This is a genomic window from Candidatus Poriferisodalis sp., assembly GCF_965262965.1.
Taxonomy (GTDB): Bacteria; Actinomycetota; Acidimicrobiia; order Acidimicrobiales; family Poriferisodalaceae; genus Poriferisodalis.
This window is the reverse complement of sequence record NZ_OZ253573.1, coordinates 2,510,474-2,536,622: the sequence shown is the minus strand read 5'-3', so window position 1 is coordinate 2,536,622 and position 26,149 is coordinate 2,510,474. Positions and strand designations below refer to the sequence as shown.

Sequence of the window (26,149 nt, the reverse complement as noted above, 5' to 3'; positions counted from 1 at the left end):
CGTCGCTAGCCTGAGCGCGTTCTCGCGAAGCGACCCCCCAAAGGCGGCAATCGACGTGCGTAACACGGCCAAGACGACGGTCCTGCTGGCAGGCTTGGCGGGTCTGATCCTGTGGATCGGCAGCTTCTGGGGCCAAGGCGGCCTCACCATCGCCGTCATCATCGCCCTGGTCATGGTGGGCGGCAGCTACTGGTTCAGCGACAAGCTCGCTATCCGTTCGGCGCGGGCACAAGAGCTTGAGCCGCACCAGCTTCCCGAGTACTGGACGATCATACGCGAGCTGACCGAGCTGTCGAGCTTGCCGATGCCGCGGCTGTACATCTCGCCCGACCCGCAGCCGAACGCCTTCGCCACGGGCCGCAACCCGTCACACGCCGCGGTATGCGTCACCGAAGGGCTCGTCCGCTCCCTCAGCTGGTACGAGATCCGCGGAGTGCTGGCCCACGAGATGGCCCACATCCGCAACCGTGACATCCTCATCGGCTCCGTCGCAGCAGCGGTTGCCACCGCCATCACGTTCGCAGCCCGCATGGCGCAGTTCGCTCTCATCTTCGGGGGCGGCGGCGGGCGCGACAACGACCGCAACCCGATCGGCGAGCTGCTGCTGCTCTTCCTGGCGCCGGTCGCCGCGATGTTGCTGCAGATGGCAATCAGCCGCAGCCGCGAGTACCAGGCCGACCGCACCGCAGCCCGGATGATCGGCGACGGCGAACCGCTTGCCCAGGCGCTCGCAAAGCTGGACGTGGCCTCCAAGACCGTTCCCAGCCTGGCCGACCCGAATCAGGCGCAGATGTACATCGCCAATCCGCTGGCCAGCCGCCGGATGGGGTGGAAGGGCCTGTTCACCACGCACCCGCCGATGGACGAGCGCATCCGCCGCCTGCGAGACGGCTCCTGGCAGGAAGCGATATGAACCGGCGAGCCGATCCGACGAGTTGAGCCCGGGCGTCCGGTGTGTTGACGCCCGAAGACGAAGCAATGTCCTGGTGATGTTGCCGACGTCCTCACCCTGATCGAGTCCCTCACGTCCTGGCCCCTCATCACAGCCCGTCGCTCTCCGCGTCGACCGGTCGGGCTATAGGAATGTTCATGGTTAATTGAGATAATCTAATTTAACGTGTGGTGCTCCTGTTGGCGGGGCTTCACGTGGGGGGTCTGTGATGCGCGTGGGGGTTCGGGCCGGGTGGGCAGCTGTGGCGGCGGCGGCGCTGGCTTCGGTGCTGGGGCTGACGGCGACGGCGGTGTCGGCACAGCAGGGGCCGCCGGCCAAGCCGACCGGCTTGGAGGCGACTGAGGTGGCTCATGATTCGGTGACGTTGGGCTGGGACGATCCCGAGGACGACTCGATCAGCGGCTATCGCATCCTGCGCCGTGACATCGCGAACCAAGCCGCAGGCACGTTCACCACCCTCGCGCAGGACACCGCCGCCGCCGACACGTCCTATACCGACACGACCGTCGAGCCCGAGATTCACTATGGGTACCGAGTGATAGCGATCAACGAGACGGGCAGCTCACCGCGGTCGCTCAACGTGAGCCTCACCACCCACGCAGCACCCCAGCAGAACGGCTTCGGCATTGACGGCACCGACGACGTCTATTTCGATCCCGAGGTTCGCGACGCGCAGATCGACCCGTACGAGATCACCATGGAGCTGCCTGAAGGATGCGTGCTCCATGAGCTCGACAGCGATGGGAGCACGCCCTGGGTGGTCACGGGCGACGACTGTGCCGCTGTAGACCAACCGGGCCCGTTGTCCGTTCGAGTCGTTGCGCAGTACTTCCGGCTGGCTGTGGTCGCCGAGAGCACGGTGACCCTCAAGGTCGTTGGCCCCAACTCCTATCAGCTGTACCTGAGATCGGCAGACGGCACGGAACGCTGCTAGCCCATGGCAGCCGCGGACCCAACCTTCGCCCCTACCACTTCTACCAGGCGAGCCTTTCTGAGGTCCTCCAGCCCGGGGTCTGCGTCGTAGAGGTAGCCGCAATTGGACCTTTTCGGCCACTTGGGCTTCAAGCTGCTGTACGAGGGCGATCACATCCACTCGGGCGACGCCACCAAGCTCTGTGACCTGGAGATCAGCGGCGTCAACCTGACCGACTTCAACCACTCCACAGCCGACTATGCCCGCAATGTGGCTCTTCGGAAATGAGGGTGGAGTTGTCGGTGTAAGGGTCCCGGCGAGCAGCCACACGACCGTGTCGTTCGGCCATTCCGACGCGGACATCATCTTCGTCGGCCACCAGGTCAACCTCGACGCCGACGGCGAAACAGAGATCACTGTCACCGTGGCCAGCAGCGTCGTGCCCAACGTCGAGACCGCCTACCGGATCACGCTCACCGAGCTTGCGGGCACCACGAGCCCGGTCTCAGCCGACGCCAGCCTCAGCGCTCTGAGCATCGACAACATCGACTTCGGATCGTTTAGCAGCGAGACCACCGAAGACAGCTACGTGTTGGGCTTCTACGGGGCGCTCAACGGCCTCCTCATCACGATAATGCCCACGACAGCGCACAGCGGGGCTATCTGGCAGTCCAACCGGCCCGATGCCAAGACTGGCATCAACGGCTGTCAGATAAGTCTCAACGGCAGCGAGACCGTCACCGTCACCTCGCAAGACGGCGCCATTCACCGCACCTACACGCTGGCGCCAACGTCTTCCCTGCGCAGAGACGCCACAGACCCCACTGAAGACGTGCACGACGTCAGCTACGCCAATGGGCTGTGGTCTGACGGCAAGACGCTGTGGGTTTCCACCACGCGAGGCGCCGCGGCCGCCTACGACCTCCAAACGTTGGAGCACCTGCCCGGGCTCAGCCTCTCGACTGCTTGCGGCTATGTAGTGGGCCTATGGTCCGACGGCCACCAGGTCAGCCTCACCCCCGGCACCGATACCACGCTCACCATTACGGTCACCGCGCCCAACGGTGTCGGCACCGAGACCTACACAATCGAAATCACCGAGTCTGACTAGACCGGCTCGAGGCCATCAACGACGCGAAGCAGGCTCCGGGCCGTACACGACCATCGCCGAGATCACCGGATCTGCGACCGCCGGCTACGCCGACTCGACGGCATCGGAAGGCGGGCCCCTCGCAGAAAACGATCCGCGCTTGGGCCTCAGTCGCGGAAGTTCTCGAACTGCAGCGGCAGGTCGAAATCGCCAGCCTTCAGTTCCGCGATGACGACCTGCAGGTCGTCGCGCTTCTTCGACATCACGCGCAGCTGGTCGCCTTGGGTTTGCGACTGCACGCCCTTGATGCCGAGGCCCTTGATGAACTTGTTCAGATCCTTGGCCCGGTCCGACGAGATGCCCGCCGCAAGCGCAGCCGCCTGCCGAACCGTGGCGCCGGAGGCCTCCTCGACATCGCCGTAGTTCACAGCCTTGAGGCTGACCTGGCGCCGCACCAGCTTCTCCTCGAGCACCTGTCGAAGCGCCGTCAGGCGGTCCTCGGTGCTCGACTGCATCGTGATGCTGCCATCGCCGAGCTCGACGGCGCTGTGCGTGTTCTTGAAGTCATACCGGTTGGCGATTTCTCGGGCTGCTTGGTCCACGGCATTGCGGACTTCTTGCATGTCCACCTGCGAAACGACGTCAAATGAAGGCATGACCGCAAGCTATCCAGACCAGACCGCCACTGGCATCGGCGCCGGTAGCCTGCCCACCTCTGGGTCGGTGCCCGAGTGGCCAAAGGGAGCGGGCTGTAAACCCGTCGGCTTCGCCTACGGAGGTTCGAATCCTCCCCGGCCCACCAGCGACCGACTGTCCAGAACCGGCGTCAGCGCCCGACAGACCCACAACAGATCCGGCGATTGCCTGTCGCCGAAGGCGGTTCGTCGCGCTCAGCCCGTGCTTTGCGAAAACGCGTGCCGTACAGAATGCTGCCGTAGTAGTTGAACATCCGCCTTGCCTCGGGGTCGTCGAAGGGGTAGTCGGCACCGATCTGCGTCGCAGCGGCGAGCCCGGTGACCAGGCAGGTTTCCTGGCTGTTGACGAGCGTGTGGGCGCCGCAGTGCCAGGACCGCCGCTTGCCCTGAATGAAGCGGAACAAGTTGACCAGCACGGCATCGTGGGCTTGTCCAGCACCATCAGCGTCTGGTTCGCATTGCAGGCGAAGATCACCTTGTCGAACGTCTCTCGGACACCGTTGTGGTCTTCGACCACGACGCGGGTCGACTCGCGGTACACCTTGCGGACAGGCCGGCTGAGGCAGATCTTGTCCCCGAAGTCGGCCGACAGGTTTTCGTAGATGCGACGCGTTCCCTGGTCCCAGGTCTGCATGGGCGTCGCAGATTCGATGTCGAAGAATTCGAGGTACCTCGAAAAGAGCGACGCGGGCATGTCGAACACGTTCGTCGCCATCAGGAAGTTGACGAACATGGGCTTCAAGATCTTGTACCTGAAGTCAGCGGAAAAGCCGCCCAGATTGAGAACCGTCCCCATGCTGATGTAGTTGAACGGGTTGAGGGCGTTGAGGAACTTTGACTAGGACTTGGTCAGTCGGCCGAACCAGTGCAGCCGCTTGAGGACACGCTGGAACTTTGCGATCTCGGGTTGCAGCTGCTGCCTGATGTCGGAATCGAAATCGTGGGCGTAGATGCCGCCGTGGTACTTGACGCTGTAGCTGAATTGGGTGTCGACGAGGTCGATGCCGAACTGCTTCATCAAGATCAGGATGTGCTGATACACCGACGGGATGCAGGCCGCGACGGAAATGTCGAAGGGGACCAAGCTGCCGTCGTCCTGGGGCATATCGGCAGTCACCGCATTCCCGCCGATTCGATCGTTGGCTTCGAACAGCCGGAAATCAAACCGATCCGGGTGGTGATGCAGCGCCCACGCGGCCCCGAGCCCAGACACGCCTCCGCCGATGATCGCAATTCGTTGTGGGGTGATGCGCTGCGGCGTGCTGCGCTGTGGCGTTGTCGTGCTCCCGTCAGACGCCATTGTCTCCGATCCTACGGTTGTCGTCGATTCAGCTACGGGTGGTGCAACTCGGAGGCCCCGCTTGCCCCCATGCCGGGCAGCGATCGCTGTGCAAGCGTCACGTAGGGGTCGTCGCGGGATCTCGGCGGCCGGCTTGAGCGCACATCACGCCATGACTCACGCAACTCGACAGAGCCGTGATACGTACGGCCCCGGCCTGCACCGGCAGCATCAAGCACGCCAGCGTCAACGAGGGCCTTCAGATCTCGGCTGGCGGTGAGGTCCGAGATCGGGCCACCGTCGGTCATCTCGACGAGCCGGGCGTAGATCGACCGTCGAAGTCTGCGGCCGCGAGCAGCGTCGGCGAGGGCTCCGATCGCCCGAGGCGGCAGCTTTCGCCTGGCGACGAGCTGGGAGAGGTTGTCGTAGAGCTGCTCAGTCTCGTGAACGCGCCGCTGCAGCGTCCACGCTTGGCGATAGTGCGCTCGCAGCATGAAGCGGATCCACGGCCGTGCCGAATTCTCCGGGTGCCAGCTTCCTTGCCCCACTCCGGCGAGCACCGCGTAGTAGTCGGCGGTGTTTCGCCCGAGGTACTCCTCGACCGATGAGAATTCCGGCGAGACGATGCCCTCGGCCGAGAGGACCATGGTCTGCAAAGTGCGGGCCATGCGTCCGTTTCCATCGCGGAAAGGGTGGATCATCGCCAAGTTGAGGTGGGCCATCGCCGCACGCAACATGACCGGCACCGAACCGCTGCTCTGCAACGACTCCACGAGTTCCGCCATGAGAACGCCGACGAGCTGTGCGTCGGGTGCGGCGTAGACGCGAGTCGCGGTCTCATCTTCCACCCATACGTCCCCGGTGCGGTAGTGACCGGGCCGGATCCGTAGCTCCTGCTTGGTCATCATGAAGTGGAGCGACTTCAGCAGCGTCTCATCGACCTCGACTGGGTCCTCTGACAGCGAGAGCACGTACGTCATGGCATCGCGGTAACCGGTGAGCGCCAAGCGGGTCTGCTCAGCAGTATCGATGGGTTCTTCGTCTTCGATGGTGTCGAGAACGTCGTCGAGAGACGCCCGGTATCCCTCAATCCAATTGGAGCCTTGCACAGCTCGCGCGAAGCTCATGCGCCGCAGGTGACCCGCCCAGCGCCGGGGTCGGTGCACGACGTAGCGCGATAGCTCGCGGCGAAGCTGATCGATCTCGCGGATGACTATCAGGTCGGCATCGTCCGGTTCTGGTGTGACGAAGATCCTGGTTGACATGGGGTTGAAGTTATCAAATAATGATATGAAGTAAATATCATCATGTCATGGCGCTGATATCGACGGCGCCACCGGGGTCAGTGCAGGCAGCTCCCGGTTATTCCCGGCGTCGCACTTGACTCACACTCGGCGCAGGCTCGACACAGATCTGTCGCTGCGAGGCTGTCAGAGGGTTTCGCCCCGTCAGCGGCCGGCGGTGCTGCCCCCGTCGATGGGGTAGAGAGCTGCGTTGATGTAACTGGCGTCGTCCGAGGCCAGGAACGCGACGAGTGCGGCGACCTCCTCAGGTTCGCCGTAACGCTGCATCGGTAGGCGCTCGGCGATGGTCTTGCGGGCCTCGTCAGCATCGTCGGGACGCATGCTGGCTTCGAGCGACCGCATCATGCGCGTCTCGATCGGAGCGGGGCACACGGCGTTGACCCGCACGCCCAACGGTGCGAGTTCGAGCCCGGCGGACTTGGTGAGTCCGCTCACGGCGTGCTTGCTGGCCACGTAAGCAGAAAGACCCCGCGAGCCCTGCAAGCCAGCGACTGATGCCGTGTTGACGATGGCGCCGCCGCCGCTGTCGATGATCGCCGGTGCGGTGTGCTTGATGCCCAGCCACACGCCGCGCAGATTGACGGCAATGACCCGATCCCACATGTCTTCGGGATAGTCGACAGTGCTGGCCAGCGTTCCTTCGATGCCCGCGTTGTTGAACAGCACATCGACTCGGCCGAACGCATCACGGGCGGCCGCCACGTACCCGGCGACCTCGTCCGAACTGGTCACGTCGGCCCCGACTGCCAGCGCAGCGCTGCCGTGCTCGGTGGCGGCTCTGACGGCCGCGTCCAGATCGGCCGACGGCAAGTCCACCGCCACTACCAACGCCCCCTCGGAAGCAAACCGAGCACATGCCGCCAGCCCGATGCCGCCAGCCGCCCCCGTCACAATCGCCACACGCCCTGTGAACCTGCTCATTGTTTCCCCCTGCGAATTGTCCTTGGTCGACAGAACCCCGCCGAAGGTACTGCGGGGTCGCGTCCAGAGCGAACTCAGTCCGCGTGTTGGCGCAGGACCATTCGGGTGGGGGTGTAGACCATCACGATCTGGCGGTGCTGGTTGAAGACCTCGTTGCGGGTGGTGACGACACCACGGTCGCCGCGTGAGGTGAGGCGGGCTTCGGTGACCTCGGCGACTACTTGCAAGGTGTCGCCGACGAACGTTGGGCCCTTCACTTCCACCGTGGCGCCGAGGTAGGCGATGCCGGTGCCGGCGATGGCACCGCCGCTGATCACGAGGCCCTCCGCCAGCGACATGACGAGACTGCCTGGCACCAGTCGGCCGCTGTAGCCGGCTCGCTCGGCTGCGGTTGCGTCGAGGAACAGCCCTTCTCCGAAACCGAACTGCGTGGCGTACACGATCAAGTCGGTCTCGGTGATGGTTCGCCGGGCGGTGCTCCAGCGCTTGCCGACCGGCTGCTCGTCGAATGTCCAGCCCCGGTAGGGCCGGGGCGGCAACTCGCCTGTGTTGTCTGTGTCGCTCACATCGTCTCCTCGGTCACTCGATGCTGGTCACAGATCATCGCGGAAACACCGATCCGGTGACGTCCCAGGGCTTCGCGGACATCGCTCACCGCCGAGACACGGCGATCGTGGCACCGCGGCGCGGCGAGGGTGTTGACTGGGAGTATCTGCAGCGGATGCAGGAATGGGTGCGATGTCTGCAAGGTCAACCGCCGCCGTGAAACGAGGGAGCAACGATGAGCCAGACAGTGCTCGATTCAGCGGTCGTCGACGACGAAACCATCGAGCGTTTCCGCGTTGATGGCGTCGTGGCGCTACGCAACGTTGTCGACGCCGAGTGGGTCGAGCGGCTGCGCGAGGGCGTGGCCGCCGAAATGGCCCACCCGAGCCCCACCGCGCACGCCTATGAGTCCACCGGCTTCTTCGGCGGGCTGGACCTGTGGCGCGTCCATGCTGATTTCGAAGAGTTCGTCCTTGGGTCGCGCTTGGGCGAGTACGCCTCGGCCATGTTCGGCTCGCCGACCGTTCGCATGTACTACGACCAGCTCTTCGTCAAGGCGCCCGGCGCCAGCCAGCCGGTGCCGTGGCACAACGACCAGCCCTACTGGCCGATCTCAGGCCGTCAGGTGATGTCGTTCTGGATCGCCCTCGACGAGGTCGACGCCACCAGCGGCCGGGTCGAGTACGTACGCGGCTCGCACGCTTGGGACCGCTGGTTCCAGCCCCGCACCTTCGCACCGACCAACGCCCACGACTACAAGCAGAATCCCGACTACGAACCCGCTCCCGATGTCGAGGCCGACCGCGACGCCTACGACATCGTCTCGTTCGATCTCCAGCCGGGTGACGCGGTGGCGTTCTGGGCGATGATCTTGCACGGGTCTCGTGGCAACTCGAATCAGGGCTGTGCCCGCCGGGGCTACGCCGTGCGCTACATCGGCACCGACGTCCGCTACGACCCCCGCATCGGAACGGCCGAAGCGCTGCACTATGATGAGCTGGAGGCGGGCGCGCCGATGGAAACCGATCACTACCCGATTGTGTGGCCCCGCTCGGCCTGAGCTGCTGCGCCGCGCTCACCGCATACACCGCATTCGCCACGTTCGCCACGTTCGCCACGTCTGCTAGGCCCACCCACCCGAAGAGCCGAACAGGAACCCTCGTGCACAAACACGCCTCAGCCGCCCAGATCGACGCCGTCGCGGAAGGCGACCCCGACTATCTCGCCATCGCGCCGATCCGCGCAGCGGCGCTCGCCGATTCGCGGATCATCGAGACGCTGCTGCTGCTGCCCAAGGCTTGACGCCCGCGGCAGCGCCGCCGAACCTGGGCTGCCAACCGGTGCTGGCTGCTACGCGTTGACCGAAGTGTTGTTGTGGCGGCCGATTGTGCCGGACTGCATCGTGCGGCCCAGCATCATTAGCCAGATCAGGGCGATGACGGCCCCGATGCCGTTGATGGCGTTCCACCCCTCGAAGTCGAAGATCGAGGCGATCACCCAGAACAGGGCCGCCCATACCACACCGACAACGGAGACAACAAGGGCAGCGGCACGCTGAAGCCCTGCGGGCAGGATCGGTCGAAGCCCGATCGATACCGAACTCGCTCCCAGCATCACCAGCGGCAAGGCCACGATCGCGATTCCGGCCTTGATGGAGTGCATCGACACAGCAACCTGCATCACCTCGTCGCTCCCCGCCGCAAAGACCCCACCGAGGCCGTCATTCACAGCGATGACCATCATCTGATCGATGCCCTCACCGAGGATCAACGCACCGGTGCCGAGGCCGGCCATCATCAGGCCGTACCTCGTCGCCGTGCAGTCGAGCCCCTCTTCGTGCGCCGTGTTCCACACCACCATGAGACCCGCGATGATGGTGACCAGCGCCATCGCCACGAAGATCGAGGTGAAATGGGTCAGTGCGGCATGGTCCGCCATTACGTCGACGCGACCCGCGAAATCCAGCCGGTCCGTGCTGTTGACGAGGACGCCGCCGGGTTCGATCAATCCAACGACCAGCGCAACCAATCCGCCACCCATCAGCGCGTATCCGCCGCGCTGTCGGCGGGTGGTTCGATTGATCCTGTCTAGGACGTTTGCCATCTCGATCCCCGCGGCCTTGCGTACGCAGGCACTGCGACGAGATTAGTGCGGGTGCGAGATCACTCAGCAGGTCTGCGAGATGCCGTGCCAGCCGATGTGCATGCGACACAGCCGACCGGCCGTGCGAAGATCTCGTCTGAGCGCACGAGTCTGAGCGCACTAGACAGTGGCCGAAGCAATGGGTGAGATGAAGCAACGGATGAGACAGTGAGCAGCACAGCGATGAAATCGGACGAGGCGCTGATCGAGGGGCTGGGCGTCGACGGCCTCGAGACCATGGAGCCGATCAACGCCAGAGTCAGCGTTGCCGCATCGGCCGTTGACGTGTGGAGCGCGATCAGCGAATCGGGGAACTTGTTGAACATCCACCCCTTCTGCGAGCGCAATGCGGTGGAGCGCTGGGACGGTGCACGCAGCCGTGACCACGTGTACTACTACAGCGGCGTTCACTACCAGCGCGAGTTCTTGGACTGGTTCGATGGCGTCGGTTATGACCTGGTGCTCGGCCCGCCCGAGGCTCGCACGGCCCTCGTCCGATGGCGCATCGCTGAGCCCGCAGGGCCGGTGCATGCCGGCTCAGTGGCCTCGGCGGCCAACACCGAATCACCCATGTGCGAGTTCAGCATCAAGGTCGTGGCCCTGCTGCGCGACGACGTGCCCGCCGCAGAGCGTGACCACTACGCCGAGAAAATGATCCGACGCCCGCTGCCGTCATATCTCGACTCGGTTGTGCGGGGAACGGCGCACTACGCCGAGACCGGCACGCCGGTGGCACGCAACCAGTTCGGCACGCACCCCATCTACTCGCCGACCTGACCCGTCCCCCGCGGCCCGAGAGCGCGGGGGCTAGCGTCGCGCGGCATGGGCGAATTCTGTTATGCGGAGCGCGACGGGCACCTGTTCGTCGTGACGATCAACCGGCCGGAGCGGATGAATGCGCTGCACCCGCCGGCGAGTGCGGAATTGTCGGAACTCTTCGACGAGTTTCAGAACGATCCTGATTTGTGGGTCGCCATTGTGACCGGTGTGGGTGATCGGGCGTTCTCGGCCGGCAATGACCTGCGTTACCAAGCCGAGGGCGGCGACCGCTCGGCCCAGCCGGCGTCAGGCTTCGCCGGTCTGACCTCGCGCTGGGACCTCGACAAGCCCGTCATCGCCGCAGTGAACGGCGTGGCGATGGGCGGTGGTTTCGAGATCGCGCTGGCGTGCGACATCATCGTCGCCTCCGAGAATGCGCTGCTGGCGCTGCCCGAGCCGAAGGTGGGCCTTGCCGCCCTGGCTGGCGGCGTTCACCGCTTGCCACGCCACATCGGGCTGAAGCGGGCCATGAGCATGATGCTGACCGGTCGCCATGTGCCCGCCGCTGAGGCCAAGGAGTTGGGCATCGTGGCCGAGGTGGTGCCGCAGGGTGAGGCGCTGGCGTGCGCCCGCCGCTGGGCCGAGATGATTCTCGAATGCTCGCCGATGTCGATCCGTGCCACGAAGCAGGCGGCCATGCAGGGTCTCAATGAAGCGAGCGTGCGAGCAGCGCACGAAGGCCGATATGACGCCGTGCGGGCCATGAACGGCAGCGCCGATTACATCGAGGGCCCCCGGGCATTCTCCGAGAAGCGCCCGCCCCAGTGGCAGGGCCGCTAGCAGCCGGGCCCGGGCCAGCCCCGCAGGCGACAACGCCGACTTAATCGGCGCCGGGTATCCAGCTTGTGCCGGCGAGGGGCACCTTTGCCATTGCTGCGGCCTCCACAGTGAGCGCGGCCAGATCTTCGGGTTCCAAGTTCAGCACGTGCGACTTGCCGTTGGCCCGAGCCAGGATCTGAGTCTCGATGGTGAGCACCTGCAGGTAGTTGGCCAACCGCCGACCGGCCAGCACCGGGTCGAGCCGGGCTGACAGCTCCGGGTCCTGCGTGGTGATGCCGGCCGGGTCGGTGCCGGCCTGGAAGTCTTCCCAGAAACCGGCCGATGTTCCCAAGGCTCGGTACTCGGCCTCATACGCAGGGTCGTTGTCGCCGATGGCGATCAGCGCGGCAGTACCGATCGAGGCAGCATCGGCGCCGAGCGCCAGCGCCTTGGCCACATCCGCACCAGACCGAAAGCCCCCCGCGGCAATGAGCTTTACCTCGCGCCGATGCACCCTGAGCTCCCGCAGGGCCCGCACTGCTTCGGGAATGGCAGCCACCGTCGGGATGCCGACATGCTCAATGAACACGTCTTGGGTGGCGGCCGTGCCGCCCTGCATGCCGTCGACCACCACCGCATCTGCACCGGCCTTCACCGCCAGCGCCGTGTCGTAGTACGGGCGGGCCGCACCCACCTTCACGTAGATCGGCACCCGCCAGTCGGTGATCTCACGCAGCTCGCCGATCTTGATCTCCAGGTCGTCGGGACCGGTCCAGTCGGGATGGCGGCATGCCGAACGCTGGTCGATCCCGGTGGGCAGGGTGCGCATCTCGGCTACCCGTTCGGTGATCTTTTGTCCAAGCAGCATCCCGCCACCGCCCGGCTTGGCGCCCTGGCCCACCACTACCTCAATGGCATCAGCCGCTCGCAGATGGTCCGGGTTCATGCCATAGCGAGACGGCAGGTACTGGTAGACGAGCACCGATGAGTGCTCACGCTCCTCAGCGGTCATGCCGCCGTCACCGGTGGTGGTGGATGTCCCCGCCGCCGATGCGCCCCGGCCGAGCGCCTCCTTGGCCTGCGCCGACAGCGAGCCGAAGCTCATCCCGGCGATGGTCACCGGAATCTTCAGATGCACGGGACGCTCGGCCCGGCCTTCGCCGATCACCACATCGGTGCCGCAGGCCTCGCGGTATCCCTCCAGCGGGTAGCGCGACATCGACGCCCCTAGGAACACCAGGTCATCCAGGGTGGGAAGGCGGCGCTTGGCGCCCCATCCCCGGATCCGGTAGATGCCGGTGTTGGCGGCGCGGCGAATCTCGGCGATCACGTTGCGATCGAAGGTGTAGGACTCGCGCAGATGCCAAGAGTCGGGATCGGTGTTCGAGGGTTCGAAGCCCCTCGCCGGTGTCCCGTTCGGTGTCGCAGTCATCAGCGCTCAGCCTCCTGCCCAGCCTCGGCGGCCGCCAGCGCATCCACATCGTCGATAGTGAAGTTGTAGAGGCGCCGGGCCGAGCCGTAGCGGCGAAAGTCGCGAGGCGCGGCACCGTCGGCCACCCCGCCAGCCGCGGCCAGCAACCGCCCCACCAGGTCGAGATGTTCGGGCCGCATCCCCTTCTCCACACAGTCAGCGCCCAGCGACTCCACGTCGCCCCGCACGAAGATCTGCGCCTCGTAAATGGAGTCGCCCAAGTCCGCTGCAGCATCGCCGCACACCACCAAGTTCCCGGCCTGGGCCATGAACGCACTCATGTGGCCGACGTTGCCGCCCACCACGATGTCGGCACCCTTCATGGAAATGCCGCATCGGGCGCCTGCGTTGCCGCCCACGACCACGAGACCGCCGCAGCCGGTGGCACCCGCCGACATGGTGGCGTTGCCGGTGATGTGCACCACTCCGGACATGATGTTCTCGGCCAGTCCGGTGCTGGCATTGCCCTCCACCAGCACGCGGCCTCGCTGGTGCATCCCGGCGCAGTAGTAGCCCACCGAGCCGCGCACCACCACGTCGATGTTCGCAGTGATCCCGCAGGCCACGGCGTGGGCGCCCCGGGGATTGACCACCTCGAAGGACTTGCCGTCGCGGGCCTCGTGCAGCGCCCGGTTGAGCTCGCGCCGGCTCGCCTCAGCGAGATCGAAGACGCGCGCGGCCCCGATCATGCCATCCGTCCCCTCACGCGGCCAGGGACCAAGCATAGATGCGGGCCGGCTCGGGCTCCCATACCTCGGCGTCGAGCGCGCCGGGCAGCCGGGCGATGGCCCGGTATTCCGACGACATGGCCACCCAGTCGTCGGTCTCGGCCACCACCGCAGGTTTGCAGGCGATGGGGTCGCGCAAGATAGCGAACCCGTCGGCCACGCCGATCGCAAACGTGTAGAAGCCGTCCAGGTCGCCCAGCGCGCCCTCGAGTGCCGCCGAGATGGAGTCGCCCGAGCGCATCCGCCACGACAGGTAGCCGGCGGCCACCTCAGAGTCGTTCTCGGTCTGGAACGACTCGCCCCGGGCCTCCAAGAACCGCCGCAGCCCGTTGTGGTTCGACAGCGACCCGTTGTGCACGAGGCAGGTATCAGCGCCGGTGACGAATGGGTGCGAGCCGTTGGTGGTGACCGCCGATTCGGTCGCCATCCGGGTGTGGGCCAGCGCATGGGTGCCGGTGCGCCCCGCCAGGTCGTAGCGCTCAGCCACCAGATCCGGGTCGCCCACCGCCTTGTACAGCTCGATCTGGTCGCCGTAGCTCAGCACTGATGCCCCTGCCACATTGTCGATGATCCACTGGCGAACGGTGCGTCCGGCGCCACCGGTGGAGAACACCGCGTGGTCATGCACCGCTCGCACCGTCACCTCCGCGCCCAGCACCTCTTCCAGCGCGGCAGCCACCTGCCCCCAGTCCACCTCGAGCCCTTCAGCCAGCACGGTGACGCGCGTGCGACCTTCGATGCCCGGGTCGTACACGGCGAAACCGGCACTGTCGGGGCCGCGGTCGCGCATCTCGCGCAGCATCACCGCCGTCAGCCGGCCCAGCTCGTGCCGGTGGGTCTCGGTCTTGCAGAACAAGCCCACGATCCCGCACATGGCGCACCTCCAGCCGGTCATCCCCGCCACCGAGGTCCAGCCCCGCACCGTAGCGCTCAGCCCTGCTCCGTCTTCGCTACCGGGAACGTTGACTACTGTCGGCGCGAGGGCCGCCCCGGGCGGCACGACATCACAGGGGGCGACATGGACGCAGTCGACGAGATCCGCAGCCGGGCCGAGGCCGACGGCGTGGAGTTCATCTACGCCATGTTCGTGGAGATGCACGGAAAACCGTGCGCCAAGCTGGTGCCGATCAGCGCCTTGGACGGGCTGATGAGCGACGGGGCCGGCTTCGCCGGTTTCGCGGCCGGCCCGATGGGCCAGGACCCATCCAGTCCCGACATCCTGGCCCTGCCCGACCCTGCGTCGTATACGCAATTGCCGTGGCAGCCGAACGTGGCTGCAATGCAGTGCGATCCCACCGTGGAGGGCGAGCTGTGGCCGTATTCGCCCCGGGTGATCCTGCGCCGGTCGCTGGAAGCATTAGCCGAGCGCAACCTCGTTCTCAAGTGCGGCGTGGAGGCCGAGTACTCGCTGGTGGTGCGCAACGACGACGGCTCGATCTCGGTGGCCGACGAACGCGACAACATGGCGCTGCCGTGCTACGACGCCAAGGGCCTCACCCGGATGCTGCCGCACCTGGTGGCGGTGTCGAAGAACCTCGACGCCATGGGCTGGGGCAACTACGCCAACGATCACGAGGACGCCAATGGCCAGTACGAGCAGAACTGGCTGTACTCCGACGCGCTGACCACCGCCGACCGGCTGATCCTGTTCCGGCTGATGGTGCACACCCTGGCTCAGCGCGACGGCCGCTACGCCACATTCATGCCCAAACCATTCTCTGACAAGACCGGCAACGGGCTGCACACCCACCTCAGCCTGTGGGCCGCCGACACCGACGAGCCGCTGTTCATCGGCGGAAGCGGCGGCGGGCCCGACACCAAGGGACTGGGCCTGAGCGACCTCGCCTACCAGTTCGTGGGCGGGATCGTCCGCCACGCGCCGTCGTTGGTGGCGGTGGTCTGCCCGATCGTCAACTCCTACAAGCGGATGGGTGTGGGGGCGCCCACCTCGGGAGCCACCTGGGCGCCGGCGTACGCGGCCTACGGCGGCAACAACCGCACGCAGATGATCCGCATCCCCGAGCCCGACCGGATCGAGATTCGCCTGGGCGACGGCGCCGCCAACCCGTACCTCATGTTCGCTGCGTTCTTGGCCTGCGGACTCGACGGCATCGACAACAACATCGACCCGGGCGAACCCAACACCGACAATCTGCACGCCCTGTCTGGCGAAGAAGTGGCGGCCAAGGGCATCCGGTCACTCCCGCCCACGCTGTTGCACGCCGCCGAGCAACTCGGGTCCTGCGACGTCATCGGGGCGGGGCTGGGCGACACCGCCGAAGGTCCCTACCGCGATTATTTCGTGAAGGTGAAGCGGGACGAATTCCTCGCCCACCACCACGAGGTCACTGCCGGAGAGATCGACCAGTACCTCACGCTGTTCTGAACCTTGCGCTCGCAGGCTCCACCGTCGCAGTTGCACGTCGGCGCGACGCCAGCGTGGCACGACGGCGGGGGCTGGATTGCCTACGATGCGCGCAGGGGCTGAGGGGCGAGGGGAAACCATGAGCGCATCGGATGCAGCCGCTGCTCGAGCGTCGCAGCGTGCCGCGGCCGTCGCGGACGTGATGGACGACATCGCAAAGATCGACGCACATGGTCGTGAGCACGGCGGCATCGACCGGGCCGGCATCGCACGCATCAAGGAACGGCTGCTGGAACTGGCCGAGCACGAGAACCTGTTCCCCGCCGAGGACTTTCCGCCGCCGGACGGCGAGCGGGGCTCGTTCAACTACCGACTGGCCCAAAACGACGACGGCACGTTGGCGCTGTATGTCCAAAGCGTGGGAGTCGGCACGTCGGCACCGCCGCACGAGCACACCACCTGGGCAGTCATCGTGGGCATGCGCGGCCAGGAGCTGAACCGCTTCTACGACTGCTGTGCCGGCGAAGGTGAACCGCACGTCGCCCGGGAGGCGATGGTCCAGCGCGGCACCGGAGTCGCGATGCTCGGCCACGACGTGCATTCGATCCACATCGAGGGCACCTCGACCAATTTCCACTGCTACGGGCTGGCGATGGAGCAGATGACGGGCCGCCGCTACTGGAACGCGGACGAAGGCGAGTGGCGGATCTTCGCTGACGTGACAAGCATCGTCGAAGCGCGCTACGACGCTGCCTGATCGGCGAGCGCATTCGATGGCCGACGTTCGCAGCATCACTGCTGCCGATCTGATGGCGGTGCACCGTCGCCTGCTTGGCGGCGAGCCGGGCGCCAGTGGCCTGCTTGGCGGCGAGCCGGGCGAGCTTGCGCTGGTCGACGCGCGCGAGCCTGCCGACTTCACGCGTCGGCACCTGCTCTACGCAGCGAACCTTCCGCCGAGTCATGTCGGACTCGAGGCGCCCAGTCGCATTCCGCGTCTGTCAACACCCGTCGTCGTCTGTGACGCCGGCGGGGGAGAAGCTGCAGCGGTCGCGCTGGAGCTGACCGTGCTCGGCTACACCGACACCGCCGTGCTCGACGGTGGCATCGACGCCTGGGCCGCGGCAGGCGGCGAGCTGTATTCCGGGATCAACGTCCCCTCGAAGCTGTTCGGCGAACTGGTCGAGGCCCATTTCCGCACACCGCACGTCACCGCCGATGAGCTGGCGGGTTGGCTGGCTGACGGCCGAGACCTGGTGGTGCTCGATTCGCGCACCCGACGCGAGTTCAACCGCATGTCCATTCCCAGCGGCCGCTCGTGCCCTGGGGGAGAGCTGGTCCGCCGGGTGCAAGATCTCGTCGACGACTCGACGACGGTGGTCGTCAATTGCGCCGGCCGCACTCGGAGCATCATGGGTGCCCAGTCGCTGCGGTCAGCGGGTTTGGCCAATCAGGTGTTTGCCCTCAAGGACGGCACGATGGGCTGGGAGCTGGCCGGGCTGCAGCTTGATCACGGCCGCGACGATCAGGCGCCCGAACCGTCGCCCGCCGGAAGAGCCCAAGCCGTAGCCGCCGCACGTGCAGTCGCCCACCGGTGCGGCGTCAGAAGCATTGACAGCGAGCAGCTCGAAGACTGGCTCTGCGCGGGCGATGTCCGCACGACGTACCTGATGGACGTGCGCACTCCGCAGCAGTACGCGCACGGCCACGGGCCGGGTGCAGTGTGCGCGCCGGGAGGCCAGCTCGTGCAGGCCTCCGACGAGTATCTGGTGACGCGGGGTTCGCGTGTCGTGCTGGCCGATGAGGACGGGATCGGTGCCACGATGTCGGCGTCGTGGCTGATCCAGATGGGCTGGGACGCCTGGGTGCTCAAGCCCGGCTGGCTCGACAGCAGCGAACTGGTGAGCGGAGGTGATGAGGCGGCCGAGACAGCCCGCCGATCACGCCAGCCAGCGCTGCCCTACGACCCCAAGGACGCAGAGGTGGCCAAGGCCGCGATGCAGGCCTATCTCGACTGGGAGGTCGCCCTGCCCGACCAGTACGCCGGCGACGACCTGGCCGAATTTCGCTTCCTCTAGCGGACACCCCGCGCCTAGGCTGGCGTCATCGCGCGATGCGAGCGGAACGGACCCGGGCGCACGGCTCATACGGATAGCCCGGGTCCGTCCCGCCGATCGCGCAACGTAGTTCCTAAGTGTCTTGAGTAGATCTTGAATTATTTCGATCTATTTGAGACGCGAGTGCTTCTACACAGCTTCTACACATCCGCGAAGCGCTCGATGGTTTCAGCCCAGCCGCTGGCGTCGTCGGGCGTCGCGATGACGGTCTGCAGACCTGCCATCGGGGAGACCGGCACCGCAATCCGGCTGACACCACGGCGCGCCAACTCGGGAATCTCGTTGAGGTCCGCAGGCACCGACACGGTGATCTCGAGCGCATCTGGATTCCGGCCGTGCTCTGTGGCCGTCTGGCGGGCCAGGTCGATCAGGTCCCACGGCGCACCACGGGCGGGGAAGTAGCCATCACCGAGACGACCGGCGCGCCGCGCAGCCACTTTGGAATCGCCGCCCACGATGATCGGCACCGAGCCGTTCACGGGCTGCGGCCGGCAGTAGGCAGCGTCGAAGTTGACGAACTCACCGTGGAAGGTGGGCCGGTCGGCTGACCACAACTCGCGCATAGCAGCCACGTACTCGTCGGTGCGTGGGCCACGGTCATCGAACGGGACACCGATGGCGTCGAACTCCTCGCGCATCCAGCCCACGCCGATGCCCAACAGGACGCGCCCACCGGACATGTGGTCGAGCGTGGCGATCTGCTTGGCGCACACGACCGGGCTGTGCTGCGGCACGATGAGGATGCCCGTGGCGAAGTTGATGGTCGATGTCACGCCCGCCATGTAGGCCATCCACATCAGCGGGTCGGGCAGCAACAAGTCCTCCACGCCGCCGGCCATCTTGCCGTCGGGGCTGTAGGGGTACGCCGACTGGTAGCCCGACGGGATGACGGTGTGCTCGACCGTCCACGCCGACTCGAAACCGGCAGCCTCGCCCGCCTGCACCAACTCGGTGGCCAGTTCGGTGTCGATGGCGAACTTGCCCGTGTTGCAGTACCTGAGCCCGAACTTCATGTTGTTGTCCCCTGTCTCGTGGCGGCCAGCAGTCTCGCACGCAGGCCTGTTCGGAGACCGTCCCGAGCCAATACCGTGCCTGTACGTCGCCGGCACTGGAGCGCCCATGGCTTTCTTGGCACACGTCTCGGACATCTTCGACCCATCGCGGTGGGACGAAATCGACGGATTCGACTTCACCGACATCACGTACCACCGCAGCATCGAGCACGGCACGGTGCGGATTGCGTTCGATCGGCCCGACGTGCGCAATGCATTCCGCCCGCACACCGTCGACGAGCTGTACCGGGCGCTCGACCATGCCCGCATGACGCCCGATGTGGGCTGCATCCTGCTGACCGGCAACGGCCCGGCGCCGGCGGACGGCGGCTGGGCGTTCTGCTCGGGCGGAGATCAGCGCATCCGCGGCCGTGACGGTTATCGCTACGCCGACGGCGAAACCGCAGCCGAGATCGACCCGGCGCGCACCGGGCGCCTGCACATCCTGGAGTGCCAGCGGCTCATCCGGATGATGCCCAAGGTGGTCGTCTGCGTGGTGCCTGGCTGGGCGGCGGGTGGCGGCCACAGCCTGCATGTGGTGTGCGATCTCACGATTGCCTCGGCCGAGCACGCTCGCTTCCGCCAGACCGACACGAACGTGGCCAGCTTCGATGGCGGATTCGGCTCTGCATATCTGGCCCGCCAGATCGGCCAGAAGAAGGCCCGTGAGATCTTCTTCCTCGGCCGCACGTACTCCGCCCAGGCGCGCTTCGACATGGGCGATGTGAATGCGGTGGTGCCCCACGCCGAACTGGAGTCGGTGGCACTGGAATGGGCTGCCGAGATTGTGTCCCGTTCGCCGACCGGTCAGCGGATGGCCAAGTTCGCCTTCAACCTCATCGACGACGGGCTCATCGGCCAGCAGGTGTTCGCAGGCGAGGCGACCCGGCTGGCCTACGGCACCGACGAAGCCGCAGAGGGCCGTGACGCGTTCCTAGACAAGCGCGACCCAGAGTTCGAGAAGTTCCCCTGGCACTTCTGATCGGCCCGGCTCTGCGGAGCCCAGCCCCGATAGCTCGTCGACCGATCATCTCGGCCGCAGACGCTGCATCACGGTCACGTCCAGCCAGCGGCCGAACTTGCGGCCAACCTCGCGCTCGACGCCGACGAGATCGAAGCCGTGCTTGGAATGCAGTGCTATCGACGCGGCGCCGGCGTCCGCGATGCGGGCGAACGTTGCGTGGAAGCCGTGGTCGTCGGCAAGTGCGACCAGGTGGCCCAGCAGGAGATCGCCGACGCCGCGCCCCTGGTGGTCGCGGTGCACGTAGATCGAGTCCTCCACGCTGGTCGAGTACGCCGGACGCGGTCGGTACGGCGACAGGCACGCCCATCCCATGACGGTCGCTCCCGCCTCTTGGCCAGAAGTCGCCACGACGCATGGATACGCACCCGAGTGCTCCCGCATCCAGGCGAGTTGCTCGGCTTCGGTGCGCGGCACCATGTCGAAGGTCGCCGTGCCCTCGGTGACCTCACGGTTGTAGATCTCAGCGATCGCAGCGGCGTCGCCGCTGGTGGCCAGCCGAGTGTGCATTCCAGCGAAGTTAGCGGCGGTGCCGTCGACCCAGCTAGGGCCTTTCGCGACCGGCAATCGCCGCAACAGGGGCAGATACACTCCCCAAGCCTCAGTGTCGCTCGTGCGATTCGCCACCAGCGCACCGAAACCCGCCCCGTTAGCTCAGTAGGTAGAGCACAGCCATGGTAAGGCTGGTGTCGCCGGTTCGATTCCGGCACGGGGCTCGCCGCCCTCGTGCGGCGCCCATGGCGGGATAGCTCAGTTGGTCAGAGCGCACGGCTCATAATCGTGAGGTCCCGGGTTCGAGCCCCGGTCCCGCTACTTCATCTCGGCGGTGTCCCGCTGCTCATTCTGGACGCGACTCCCAATGCTGCGGGTAGCCTGTTGCGGCGGACATTCGTCCAGACTGCCCGCACCTTCGCTAAGGGCAGTAGCTCAATTTGGTAGAGCACCGGTCTCCAAAACCGGCGGTTGCGGGTTCAAGTCCCTCCTGCCCTGCGAACCGGCCGCCCTGCTGACCAACAGCCGGGCGGACCGCCTGTGCCCAACCCCTGACAATCCGAGCCGGAGACCTCGCAGATGGCCATGAACCGACGGACCCGCCGTCACCTGCAGCGTCAGGGCGAGATGACCGCTGACGGCGCGCCTGCGTCGAGACGTGAACGGCGCCAGCCCGCAACGGCATCGCCAACGTCCGAGCGCGCCGGACCAGCGCAGTTCGTGGGCGAGGTCCGTTCAGAGCTGAAGAAGGTGATTTGGCCGACGCGGCCCGAGCTCATCAACTTTTCCGTTGTCGTGTTCATCACCATCGTTGTGCTGACTGCCCTCATCGCCGGACTCGACTGGGTTCTGGGCGAGGGAGTGCTCCGCCTCTTCGACGTCAACTGACCCACCACGAGAGCGATCCGACCGTGACCGACACTTCCGCAGCGCCCGAGACCGACCCGATGGCGGCAGCCCGGCAGCTGCTGGGCGCGCAGACTGCCAGCACGCTGACTGGTCCCAGCACCGACGACCCCGCCAATGCTCTCGCCGACCTCGCGTCCAGTCCTGGCGAATCCGCCACAGGCGATGTTCTCAGCGAAGAGGACCTGCTCGCCGAGGCCGAACCCCAGCCCGAGCCCGAGCGCATCTCGCCCTACGACCTTCCGGGCCGTTGGTTCGTCGTGCATACCCAGTCTGGCTACGAGAAGAAGGTCAAGCAGAATCTCGAAGCCCGCATCGGCACCTTCGACATGGAGGACCGCATCCTCGAAGTCGCCATCCCGATGGAAGACGTGATCGAGTTCAAGGCCGGCCGCAAGGTCGTTGCCAAGAAGAAGGTCTTCCCCGGCTACTTGCTCATTCGCTGCCGCCCCAGTGACGAGGCGCATCACATGATCCGCAGCACCCCGGGCGTCACCGGCTACGCCGGCCCCGGCGGCAAGCCGTCGCCGCTGCGCCGGCGCGAAGTCGAAGCGTTCCTCGCCGAGCCCGACGACGGGCCCGAGTCGCCGCGCCGTACTAAGCCGTCCATGATCTTCGAGATCGACGAGAGCGTTCGGATCAAGGAAGGCCCGTTCTCTGACTTCCAAGGCCAGGTCATCGAGATCAACGAGGAACAGCTCAAGGTGAAGGTGTTGGTGAACATCTTCGGCCGAGAGACTCCCGTCGAACTCGATTTTGTCCAGGTCGCGAAGATCTGACCCCCCGATTCACCCAGGATCATCCAGGAGCACTCCATGGCAGCCAGCCCCACGAGACGCAAGCGAGCCACAGCGAGCGTCAAAATTCAGATTCCCGCTGGGCAGGCTTCACCTGCACCGCCGGTGGGCACCGCGCTGGGTCCGCACGGCGTCGCGATCATGGACTTCTGCAAGGAGTACAACTCGCAGACCGAGTCGCAGCGCGGCACGATCGTCCCGGTTGAGATCACGATCTATGAGGACCGCTCGTTCACGTTCGTGACGAAGACCCCGCCGACGTCAGTGCTGTTGCGTCAGGCCGCGGGACTTGAGAAGGCAGCCGAGAATCCCGGTCGTGAGACCGTTGCGCAGGTCACCGACAGGCAAGTGACCGAAATCGCGACGACAAAGCTGCCCGACCTCAACGCCCGTGATCTGACCAGCGCCAAGCTGCAGGTGATCGGAACAGCGCGGTCGATGGGCATCGAAGTCGTCGGCTGACGCGCCCCGCCTACCGCTAGAGGAGAACTGCAGATGTCAGGGAAGAAGTACGCCGACGCCACCCGTCGGTACGACCGGCAGAGAATGCATGAGCCGCAGCAGGCCATCGACATGGTGCGCAGCTGCGCGTCGGCAAAGTTCGATGAATCGGTCGACTTGTCCGTCCGGCTGGGTGTCGATCCTCGCAAGGCCGAACAGATGGTGCGTGGCACGGTCGCGTTGCCCTCGGGCACCGGCGGTGATGTTCGTGTGGCGGTATTCGCCCAGGGCGACGCCGCAGCCGAAGCCTCCGAGGCAGGTGCCGATGTCGTCGGCGCCGCCGATTTGGCCGAGCGCGTCGAGGCTGGTTTCACCGAGTTCGATGTGGCCATCGCCACCCCCGACATGATGGGTGTAGTCGGCCGTCTCGGCCGGGTACTCGGACCGAGAGGCCTCATGCCCAATCCGAAGTCGGGCACGGTGACCGCTGATGTCGGCAAGGCCGTCGGCGAGTTCAAGAGCGGCAAGGTCGAGTACCGCACCGACCGCTACGGCAACATCCATCTCGCGATTGGCAAGGTCAGCTTCACTCCCGAAGACCTCGAAGCCAACCTGTCCGCCGTGATGAACGAGCTCGCCCGCGCCAAGCCGGCGAGCTCCAAGGGCCGTTACATAAAGAAGATGGTCATGTCATCCACGATGGGCCCCGGCATCCACGTCGACACAACAACGTTCAACTAGCGGCCGCGTCCGCAGATTCACCGCGGGCCTGTACCGCGTCGACGGCGGCCTGTACGCCGGCCGTTGAATCACCGCCGGCTGGGGTCGGCTAGTCCGATGTGATGCGCACAAACCTTTAGGCGGAGGAGAGCGGTCGATTCAGGGTGTAGCGGGCGGGCCAGGTGTGGGTTCCGCAGACAGGGTTCCAGGCGGCGTCGGCGACCGGGTAGTCGCGGCCGTCGATGTTCACGGTGGCGTCGTTTCCAAGTCGTCCGCCTTCGACGCGGAATTCCAAGTACGAGCCGCCTGTGTAGTGGACGACGTTGAAGTCGATGATCTCGTATTGCTTGGAATTGGCCGAGATCATGTCGTTACCGAAAACGAAAGCCCCTTTGCTGGTGTTGCGGGCGTAGCCCCTGATCAAGTAGCTGAAACTCGGCAGATTTCTGCCACTTCAGGAGTGTCTCTCGTCGGTCTCCCTTCCTCATCGTGGCGGTCCAGTCGACGTTGGTGAGGACGTCGTCGTAGGTGGGGGCCTGGTAGACGGGCCGGTCCAGGGTGACGGTGACCCCGTCGCTAAAGGTGGTGCCGGGGTTGCCGACGTCGTACCAGAGGTGCATGTCGGGCCCGACGGGGAACTCCTCGTACTTGTCCCCAGTGCCGATGAAGTAGCCGGAGTCGTAGGAGTCGTCGCCGATGGTCAGGGTGAACCTGTCGGGGATGACCCGGCCCGGCCTGAACACCAGATGGGTTTTGCGCTCGATGCTGTTGGTCACGTAGTAGAGCTCGGTTACGGTGCCGTCGCGGTCCTGGCTGCCGCCGGTCCCGCCTGGGCAGCCTCCCCAGGTGCTGCTGTCGGCGTCGATCCCTGTCGAGGACATCGACCCGAAGGTGAGCGGGGTGCCTGACGCGAACCCTGAGTAGATGTAGGCCACTTCTCCCGGCGTCGCCGCGGGCTGTTCGGGCACGGGCGGGGTGGCGGCTTTTGCGTACATCGACCTGGGCGAGGACCCGGCCGCGTTCAGCACCGCGATCAGGTACGCATACAGCGTCTCGGGCTCGACCGCGGAATCGACGAACGACGTGTTTGACTCATGACATCATGTGTGTTGTGCATGTCAGCGTAGCCCAACCCCACACGTCGACCGACCCGGCACACCCCACAGCCAGCGTCGCGCCGATGATCTCGCCGGGGCGCCGCCAGCGCCGGGCCCGGCGGCCGGGTGCGGTTATGGGCTGCAGGCGGGGGCGGCCGTGGGGCGGGGTGTCGATCTTGGTGTCGTGGTGGTGCAGGTCGTGCTGCTGTTTGGATCGGGAGAAGCGGCCGGTAGCGTCGTGCGTTCGACAACAAGCTCGCCGTAGATCTCCGGTGGCTTCGGCCTGAAATCGTCGTGCGGTTCCGCTCCTTTCGAGCGGGCCTCGCACTCCGAGCCTGGTGAGGCGGACTGCGGTTCCTGTGCGCGTGCGCCAGGGCAGCGGTTCTGTCTGGTCTGCGGACCGGCTGCCCGAGCCGGGGCCGGTGAGCAACCGAATCGTTCAAGCCCAATCCCGCACAGCCAAACAGCACAGGAGCACCCGGTGAACGCAACCACGGCAACTGACGCACCTGCGCGCGCACCCCGGGCCGACAAGGTCGCAGTGGTGGATGAAGTCCGCCAGCGCTTCGACGACGCGGAGGCGGTGCTGTTCACCGAATACCGCGGCCTCGACGTCGGCGACCTCGCGGCGCTGCGCGGCCAGCTCATCGAAGCCGGCTGCCGCTACAAGATTTACAAGAACAGCCTCGTTCGTCTCGCGATCGAATCCTCTGCGCCAGATGGAGCACTCGATCTGCTCTTCGGACCCACCGCGCTTGCCTTCTGCGGAAAGGACCCGTCGGCTGCCGCGAAGGCTCTGCGGGACTTCGCAGCCACCCACGATGCGCTGGTCATCAAGGGCGGCGTGCTCGGCAGAGCGTTGCTTGACGGCGACCAGGTGGGCGAGATGGCCGACCTGCCGTCACGTGACGAGGTCATGGCGCAGATCCTTGGCGCGTTGGCAGCCCCGTTGAACTCGCTGGCATCGATGATGAACAGCCTGCTCAGCGAAATGCCCGGTCTTGTCCAAGCACTGATTGATCGCAACTCATTAGAAGGGGAGAACAACCAATGAGCACAACCACCACGGAAGAAATTCTCGACACCATCGGCAACATGACGGTGATCGAGCTGGTCGAGCTGAAGAAGGCGTTCGAAGAGCGCTTCGACGTCACCGCCGCGGTGGCTGCGCCGATGATGGTCGCGGCCGGCGCAGCGGGCGGCGACGGTGACGGTGCGGCTGCCGAAGAGGCACCCGACGAGTTCAACGTGATGCTCACCGCCATTGGCGACAAGAAGGTGCAGGTCATCAAAGAGGTGCGCTCGCTCACGAGTCTGGGCCTCAAAGAGGCCAAGGATCTCGTCGAGGCGGCACCGAAGGCCGTGCTCGAGGGCGTGCCGAAGGCAGACGCCGACAAGGCGCGCGGAGCGCTCGAAGCCGTCGGCGCCACAGTCGAACTCACTTGACATCGCGTCCCAGATCGCGTCCGAGATTCCGTCCTGGCGCCCTGTTCGGCCCGATCCATCGGGCCCCTGTGGCGGCACG

The 26,149-nt window shown here is 65.9% G+C and carries 34 protein-coding genes and 4 tRNA genes; 24 read left to right on the top strand and 14 right to left on the bottom strand.

Features of this window, described 5'->3' with window-relative positions; translation table 11 throughout:
- Positions 1–55 precede the first annotated feature (55 nt).
- The 4 genes from ACQY5K_RS12205 to ACQY5K_RS12190 all read left to right on the top strand — a co-directional run bounded on the left by ACQY5K_RS12205 (position 56) and on the right by ACQY5K_RS12190 (position 2,976).
- Complete coding sequence (locus ACQY5K_RS12205; RefSeq protein WP_428115601.1) at positions 56–913, top strand: M48 family metalloprotease; 858 nt, start codon at positions 56–58, stop codon at positions 911–913.
- 247 nt (positions 914–1,160) lie between these two features.
- The gene (locus tag ACQY5K_RS12200; RefSeq protein WP_428115598.1) at positions 1,161–1,886 is read left to right on the top strand and encodes a fibronectin type III domain-containing protein; all 726 of its coding nucleotides are present in this window, start codon (positions 1,161–1,163) and stop codon (positions 1,884–1,886) included.
- A gap of 102 nt (positions 1,887–1,988) precedes the next feature.
- The gene (locus ACQY5K_RS12195) at positions 1,989–2,153 is read left to right on the top strand and encodes a hypothetical protein (RefSeq protein WP_428115596.1); all 165 of its coding nucleotides are present in this window, start codon (positions 1,989–1,991) and stop codon (positions 2,151–2,153) included.
- The gene (locus tag ACQY5K_RS12190) at positions 2,134–2,976 is read left to right on the top strand and encodes a hypothetical protein (protein WP_428115593.1); all 843 of its coding nucleotides are present in this window, start codon (positions 2,134–2,136) and stop codon (positions 2,974–2,976) included. Before ACQY5K_RS12195 ends, ACQY5K_RS12190 begins: the two co-directional genes overlap by 20 nt.
- 146 nt (positions 2,977–3,122) lie before the next feature.
- Here ACQY5K_RS12190 and ACQY5K_RS12185 read toward each other — a convergent pair whose 3' ends face one another.
- Positions 3,123–3,611, bottom strand: a complete 489-nt coding sequence (locus tag ACQY5K_RS12185; RefSeq protein WP_428115590.1) for a YajQ family cyclic di-GMP-binding protein — start codon at positions 3,609–3,611, stop codon at positions 3,123–3,125.
- A 61-nt stretch (positions 3,612–3,672) separates the two neighbouring features.
- Between ACQY5K_RS12185 and ACQY5K_RS12180 the strand changes: the two genes are divergently transcribed.
- Positions 3,673–3,757: transfer RNA gene (locus ACQY5K_RS12180), tRNA-Tyr, on the top strand.
- 24 nt (positions 3,758–3,781) lie between these two features.
- On the opposite strand, the gene ACQY5K_RS12175 is transcribed toward ACQY5K_RS12180, so the two are convergent.
- Complete coding sequence (locus ACQY5K_RS12175; RefSeq protein ID WP_428115587.1) at positions 3,782–4,066, bottom strand: hypothetical protein; 285 nt, start codon at positions 4,064–4,066, stop codon at positions 3,782–3,784.
- Positions 4,067–4,252: 186 nt separating this feature from the next.
- On the opposite strand from ACQY5K_RS12175, the gene ACQY5K_RS12170 reads away from it, so the two are divergent.
- Positions 4,253–4,456 (top strand): hypothetical protein, encoded by a 204-nt coding sequence (locus ACQY5K_RS12170; protein WP_428115584.1) that lies wholly within the window; start codon positions 4,253–4,255, stop codon positions 4,454–4,456.
- A gap of 32 nt (positions 4,457–4,488) precedes the next feature.
- On the opposite strand, the gene ACQY5K_RS12165 is transcribed toward ACQY5K_RS12170, so the two are convergent.
- The 4 genes from ACQY5K_RS12165 to ACQY5K_RS12150 all read right to left on the bottom strand — a co-directional run bounded on the left by ACQY5K_RS12165 (position 4,489) and on the right by ACQY5K_RS12150 (position 7,720).
- Positions 4,489–4,950, bottom strand: a complete 462-nt coding sequence (locus ACQY5K_RS12165; protein WP_428115581.1) for an NAD(P)-binding protein — start codon at positions 4,948–4,950, stop codon at positions 4,489–4,491.
- A 32-nt stretch (positions 4,951–4,982) separates the two neighbouring features.
- On the bottom strand, positions 4,983–6,194 hold the full coding sequence (locus ACQY5K_RS12160; protein ID WP_428115578.1) for a Fic family protein: 1,212 nt from the start codon (positions 6,192–6,194) through the stop codon (positions 4,983–4,985).
- Between the two features lie 183 nt (positions 6,195–6,377).
- On the bottom strand, positions 6,378–7,154 hold the full coding sequence (locus ACQY5K_RS12155) for an SDR family NAD(P)-dependent oxidoreductase (RefSeq protein WP_428115576.1): 777 nt from the start codon (positions 7,152–7,154) through the stop codon (positions 6,378–6,380).
- Between the two features lie 74 nt (positions 7,155–7,228).
- A complete protein-coding gene (locus tag ACQY5K_RS12150; RefSeq protein WP_428115573.1) occupies positions 7,229–7,720 on the bottom strand; it encodes a MaoC family dehydratase in 492 nt (163 codons plus the stop codon).
- A 20-nt stretch (positions 7,721–7,740) separates the two neighbouring features.
- Between ACQY5K_RS12150 and ACQY5K_RS12145 the strand changes: the two genes are divergently transcribed.
- The 3 genes from ACQY5K_RS12145 (at position 7,741) to ACQY5K_RS12135 (ending at position 9,002) form a co-directional block, all read left to right on the top strand.
- A complete protein-coding gene (locus ACQY5K_RS12145) occupies positions 7,741–7,920 on the top strand; it encodes a hypothetical protein (RefSeq protein WP_428115570.1) in 180 nt (59 codons plus the stop codon).
- Between the two features lie 15 nt (positions 7,921–7,935).
- On the top strand, positions 7,936–8,760 hold the full coding sequence (locus ACQY5K_RS12140) for a phytanoyl-CoA dioxygenase family protein (protein WP_428115568.1): 825 nt from the start codon (positions 7,936–7,938) through the stop codon (positions 8,758–8,760).
- A 101-nt stretch (positions 8,761–8,861) separates the two neighbouring features.
- The gene (locus tag ACQY5K_RS12135; protein ID WP_428115566.1) at positions 8,862–9,002 is read left to right on the top strand and encodes a hypothetical protein; all 141 of its coding nucleotides are present in this window, start codon (positions 8,862–8,864) and stop codon (positions 9,000–9,002) included.
- A 48-nt stretch (positions 9,003–9,050) separates the two neighbouring features.
- Here the strand turns inward: ACQY5K_RS12135 and ACQY5K_RS12130 are convergent, their stop codons facing one another.
- The gene (locus ACQY5K_RS12130; protein WP_428115564.1) at positions 9,051–9,803 is read right to left on the bottom strand and encodes a hypothetical protein; all 753 of its coding nucleotides are present in this window, start codon (positions 9,801–9,803) and stop codon (positions 9,051–9,053) included.
- 207 nt (positions 9,804–10,010) lie between these two features.
- Here ACQY5K_RS12130 and ACQY5K_RS12125 point away from each other — a divergent pair, with 207 nt between their 5' ends.
- A complete protein-coding gene (locus tag ACQY5K_RS12125; protein WP_428115562.1) occupies positions 10,011–10,619 on the top strand; it encodes a hypothetical protein in 609 nt (202 codons plus the stop codon).
- A 45-nt stretch (positions 10,620–10,664) separates the two neighbouring features.
- Positions 10,665–11,441, top strand: a complete 777-nt coding sequence (locus ACQY5K_RS12120; protein WP_428115559.1) for an enoyl-CoA hydratase-related protein — start codon at positions 10,665–10,667, stop codon at positions 11,439–11,441.
- A gap of 40 nt (positions 11,442–11,481) precedes the next feature.
- Here the strand turns inward: ACQY5K_RS12120 and ACQY5K_RS12115 are convergent, their stop codons facing one another.
- From ACQY5K_RS12115 to ACQY5K_RS12105, 3 genes are read right to left on the bottom strand one after another with little or no spacing between them, the layout of a single operon-like run.
- Positions 11,482–12,852 (bottom strand): FMN-binding glutamate synthase family protein, encoded by a 1,371-nt coding sequence (locus tag ACQY5K_RS12115; RefSeq protein WP_428115556.1) that lies wholly within the window; start codon positions 12,850–12,852, stop codon positions 11,482–11,484.
- The gene (locus tag ACQY5K_RS12110) at positions 12,852–13,580 is read right to left on the bottom strand and encodes a protein glxC (RefSeq protein ID WP_428115553.1); all 729 of its coding nucleotides are present in this window, start codon (positions 13,578–13,580) and stop codon (positions 12,852–12,854) included. Before ACQY5K_RS12110 ends, ACQY5K_RS12115 begins: the two co-directional genes overlap by 1 nt.
- Before the next feature lie 13 nt (positions 13,581–13,593).
- Positions 13,594–14,493 (bottom strand): hypothetical protein, encoded by a 900-nt coding sequence (locus ACQY5K_RS12105; RefSeq protein WP_428122662.1) that lies wholly within the window; start codon positions 14,491–14,493, stop codon positions 13,594–13,596.
- Positions 14,494–14,637: 144 nt separating this feature from the next.
- Between ACQY5K_RS12105 and glnT the strand changes: the two genes are divergently transcribed.
- From glnT to ACQY5K_RS12090, 3 genes are all read left to right on the top strand, one after another.
- Positions 14,638–16,005 (top strand): type III glutamate--ammonia ligase, encoded by a 1,368-nt coding sequence (glnT, locus tag ACQY5K_RS12100; protein ID WP_428115550.1) that lies wholly within the window; start codon positions 14,638–14,640, stop codon positions 16,003–16,005.
- A 118-nt stretch (positions 16,006–16,123) separates the two neighbouring features.
- On the top strand, positions 16,124–16,741 hold the full coding sequence (locus ACQY5K_RS12095; protein ID WP_428115548.1) for a cysteine dioxygenase: 618 nt from the start codon (positions 16,124–16,126) through the stop codon (positions 16,739–16,741).
- A 16-nt stretch (positions 16,742–16,757) separates the two neighbouring features.
- Positions 16,758–18,059, top strand: coding sequence for a rhodanese-like domain-containing protein (locus tag ACQY5K_RS12090; RefSeq protein WP_428115546.1), 1,302 nt, complete (start codon positions 16,758–16,760; stop codon positions 18,057–18,059).
- A 179-nt stretch (positions 18,060–18,238) separates the two neighbouring features.
- On the opposite strand, the gene ACQY5K_RS12085 is transcribed toward ACQY5K_RS12090, so the two are convergent.
- On the bottom strand, positions 18,239–19,111 hold the full coding sequence (locus tag ACQY5K_RS12085) for an LLM class F420-dependent oxidoreductase (protein ID WP_428115544.1): 873 nt from the start codon (positions 19,109–19,111) through the stop codon (positions 18,239–18,241).
- Positions 19,112–19,217: 106 nt separating this feature from the next.
- Between ACQY5K_RS12085 and ACQY5K_RS12080 the strand changes: the two genes are divergently transcribed.
- Positions 19,218–20,132: a 1,4-dihydroxy-2-naphthoyl-CoA synthase gene (locus ACQY5K_RS12080; protein ID WP_428115541.1), complete on the top strand. Its 915-nt coding sequence runs from the start codon at positions 19,218–19,220 to the stop codon at positions 20,130–20,132.
- A 45-nt stretch (positions 20,133–20,177) separates the two neighbouring features.
- Here ACQY5K_RS12080 and ACQY5K_RS12075 read toward each other — a convergent pair whose 3' ends face one another.
- Positions 20,178–20,681, bottom strand: a complete 504-nt coding sequence (locus ACQY5K_RS12075) for an N-acetyltransferase family protein (RefSeq protein WP_428115539.1) — start codon at positions 20,679–20,681, stop codon at positions 20,178–20,180.
- Positions 20,682–20,814: 133 nt separating this feature from the next.
- On the opposite strand from ACQY5K_RS12075, the gene ACQY5K_RS12070 reads away from it, so the two are divergent.
- The 7 genes from ACQY5K_RS12070 (at position 20,815) to rplA (ending at position 23,548) form a co-directional block, all read left to right on the top strand.
- A tRNA-Thr gene (locus ACQY5K_RS12070) sits at positions 20,815–20,887 on the top strand.
- A gap of 23 nt (positions 20,888–20,910) precedes the next feature.
- Positions 20,911–20,984: transfer RNA gene (locus ACQY5K_RS12065), tRNA-Met, on the top strand.
- A gap of 103 nt (positions 20,985–21,087) precedes the next feature.
- A tRNA-Trp gene (locus ACQY5K_RS12060) sits at positions 21,088–21,161 on the top strand.
- 87 nt (positions 21,162–21,248) lie between these two features.
- Positions 21,249–21,551 carry a preprotein translocase subunit SecE gene (gene secE, locus ACQY5K_RS12055; protein ID WP_428115536.1) on the top strand — a complete coding sequence of 101 codons (303 nt, stop codon included), beginning with the start codon at positions 21,249–21,251 and terminating at the stop codon, positions 21,549–21,551.
- A gap of 23 nt (positions 21,552–21,574) precedes the next feature.
- Positions 21,575–22,348, top strand: a complete 774-nt coding sequence (nusG, locus tag ACQY5K_RS12050; RefSeq protein WP_428115534.1) for a transcription termination/antitermination protein NusG — start codon at positions 21,575–21,577, stop codon at positions 22,346–22,348.
- A 36-nt stretch (positions 22,349–22,384) separates the two neighbouring features.
- On the top strand, positions 22,385–22,828 hold the full coding sequence (rplK, locus tag ACQY5K_RS12045) for a 50S ribosomal protein L11 (RefSeq protein WP_428115531.1): 444 nt from the start codon (positions 22,385–22,387) through the stop codon (positions 22,826–22,828).
- A 27-nt stretch (positions 22,829–22,855) separates the two neighbouring features.
- The gene (rplA, locus tag ACQY5K_RS12040; protein WP_428122660.1) at positions 22,856–23,548 is read left to right on the top strand and encodes a 50S ribosomal protein L1; all 693 of its coding nucleotides are present in this window, start codon (positions 22,856–22,858) and stop codon (positions 23,546–23,548) included.
- Between the two features lie 115 nt (positions 23,549–23,663).
- Here the strand turns inward: rplA and ACQY5K_RS12035 are convergent, their stop codons facing one another.
- Both ACQY5K_RS12035 and ACQY5K_RS12030 read right to left on the bottom strand, forming a co-directional pair.
- A complete protein-coding gene (locus ACQY5K_RS12035) occupies positions 23,664–23,894 on the bottom strand; it encodes a hypothetical protein (RefSeq protein WP_428115529.1) in 231 nt (76 codons plus the stop codon).
- 4 nt (positions 23,895–23,898) lie between these two features.
- Positions 23,899–24,522, bottom strand: a complete 624-nt coding sequence (locus tag ACQY5K_RS12030) for a hypothetical protein (RefSeq protein WP_428115526.1) — start codon at positions 24,520–24,522, stop codon at positions 23,899–23,901.
- Positions 24,523–25,105: 583 nt separating this feature from the next.
- On the opposite strand from ACQY5K_RS12030, the gene rplJ reads away from it, so the two are divergent.
- Together rplJ and rplL are read left to right on the top strand one after the other, a co-directional pair.
- Positions 25,106–25,678 (top strand): 50S ribosomal protein L10, encoded by a 573-nt coding sequence (gene rplJ, locus ACQY5K_RS12025; protein WP_428115523.1) that lies wholly within the window; start codon positions 25,106–25,108, stop codon positions 25,676–25,678.
- Positions 25,675–26,070 (top strand): 50S ribosomal protein L7/L12, encoded by a 396-nt coding sequence (gene rplL / locus ACQY5K_RS12020; RefSeq protein ID WP_428115521.1) that lies wholly within the window; start codon positions 25,675–25,677, stop codon positions 26,068–26,070. Before rplJ ends, rplL begins: the two co-directional genes overlap by 4 nt.
- The last annotated feature ends 79 nt before the right edge of the window (positions 26,071–26,149 follow it).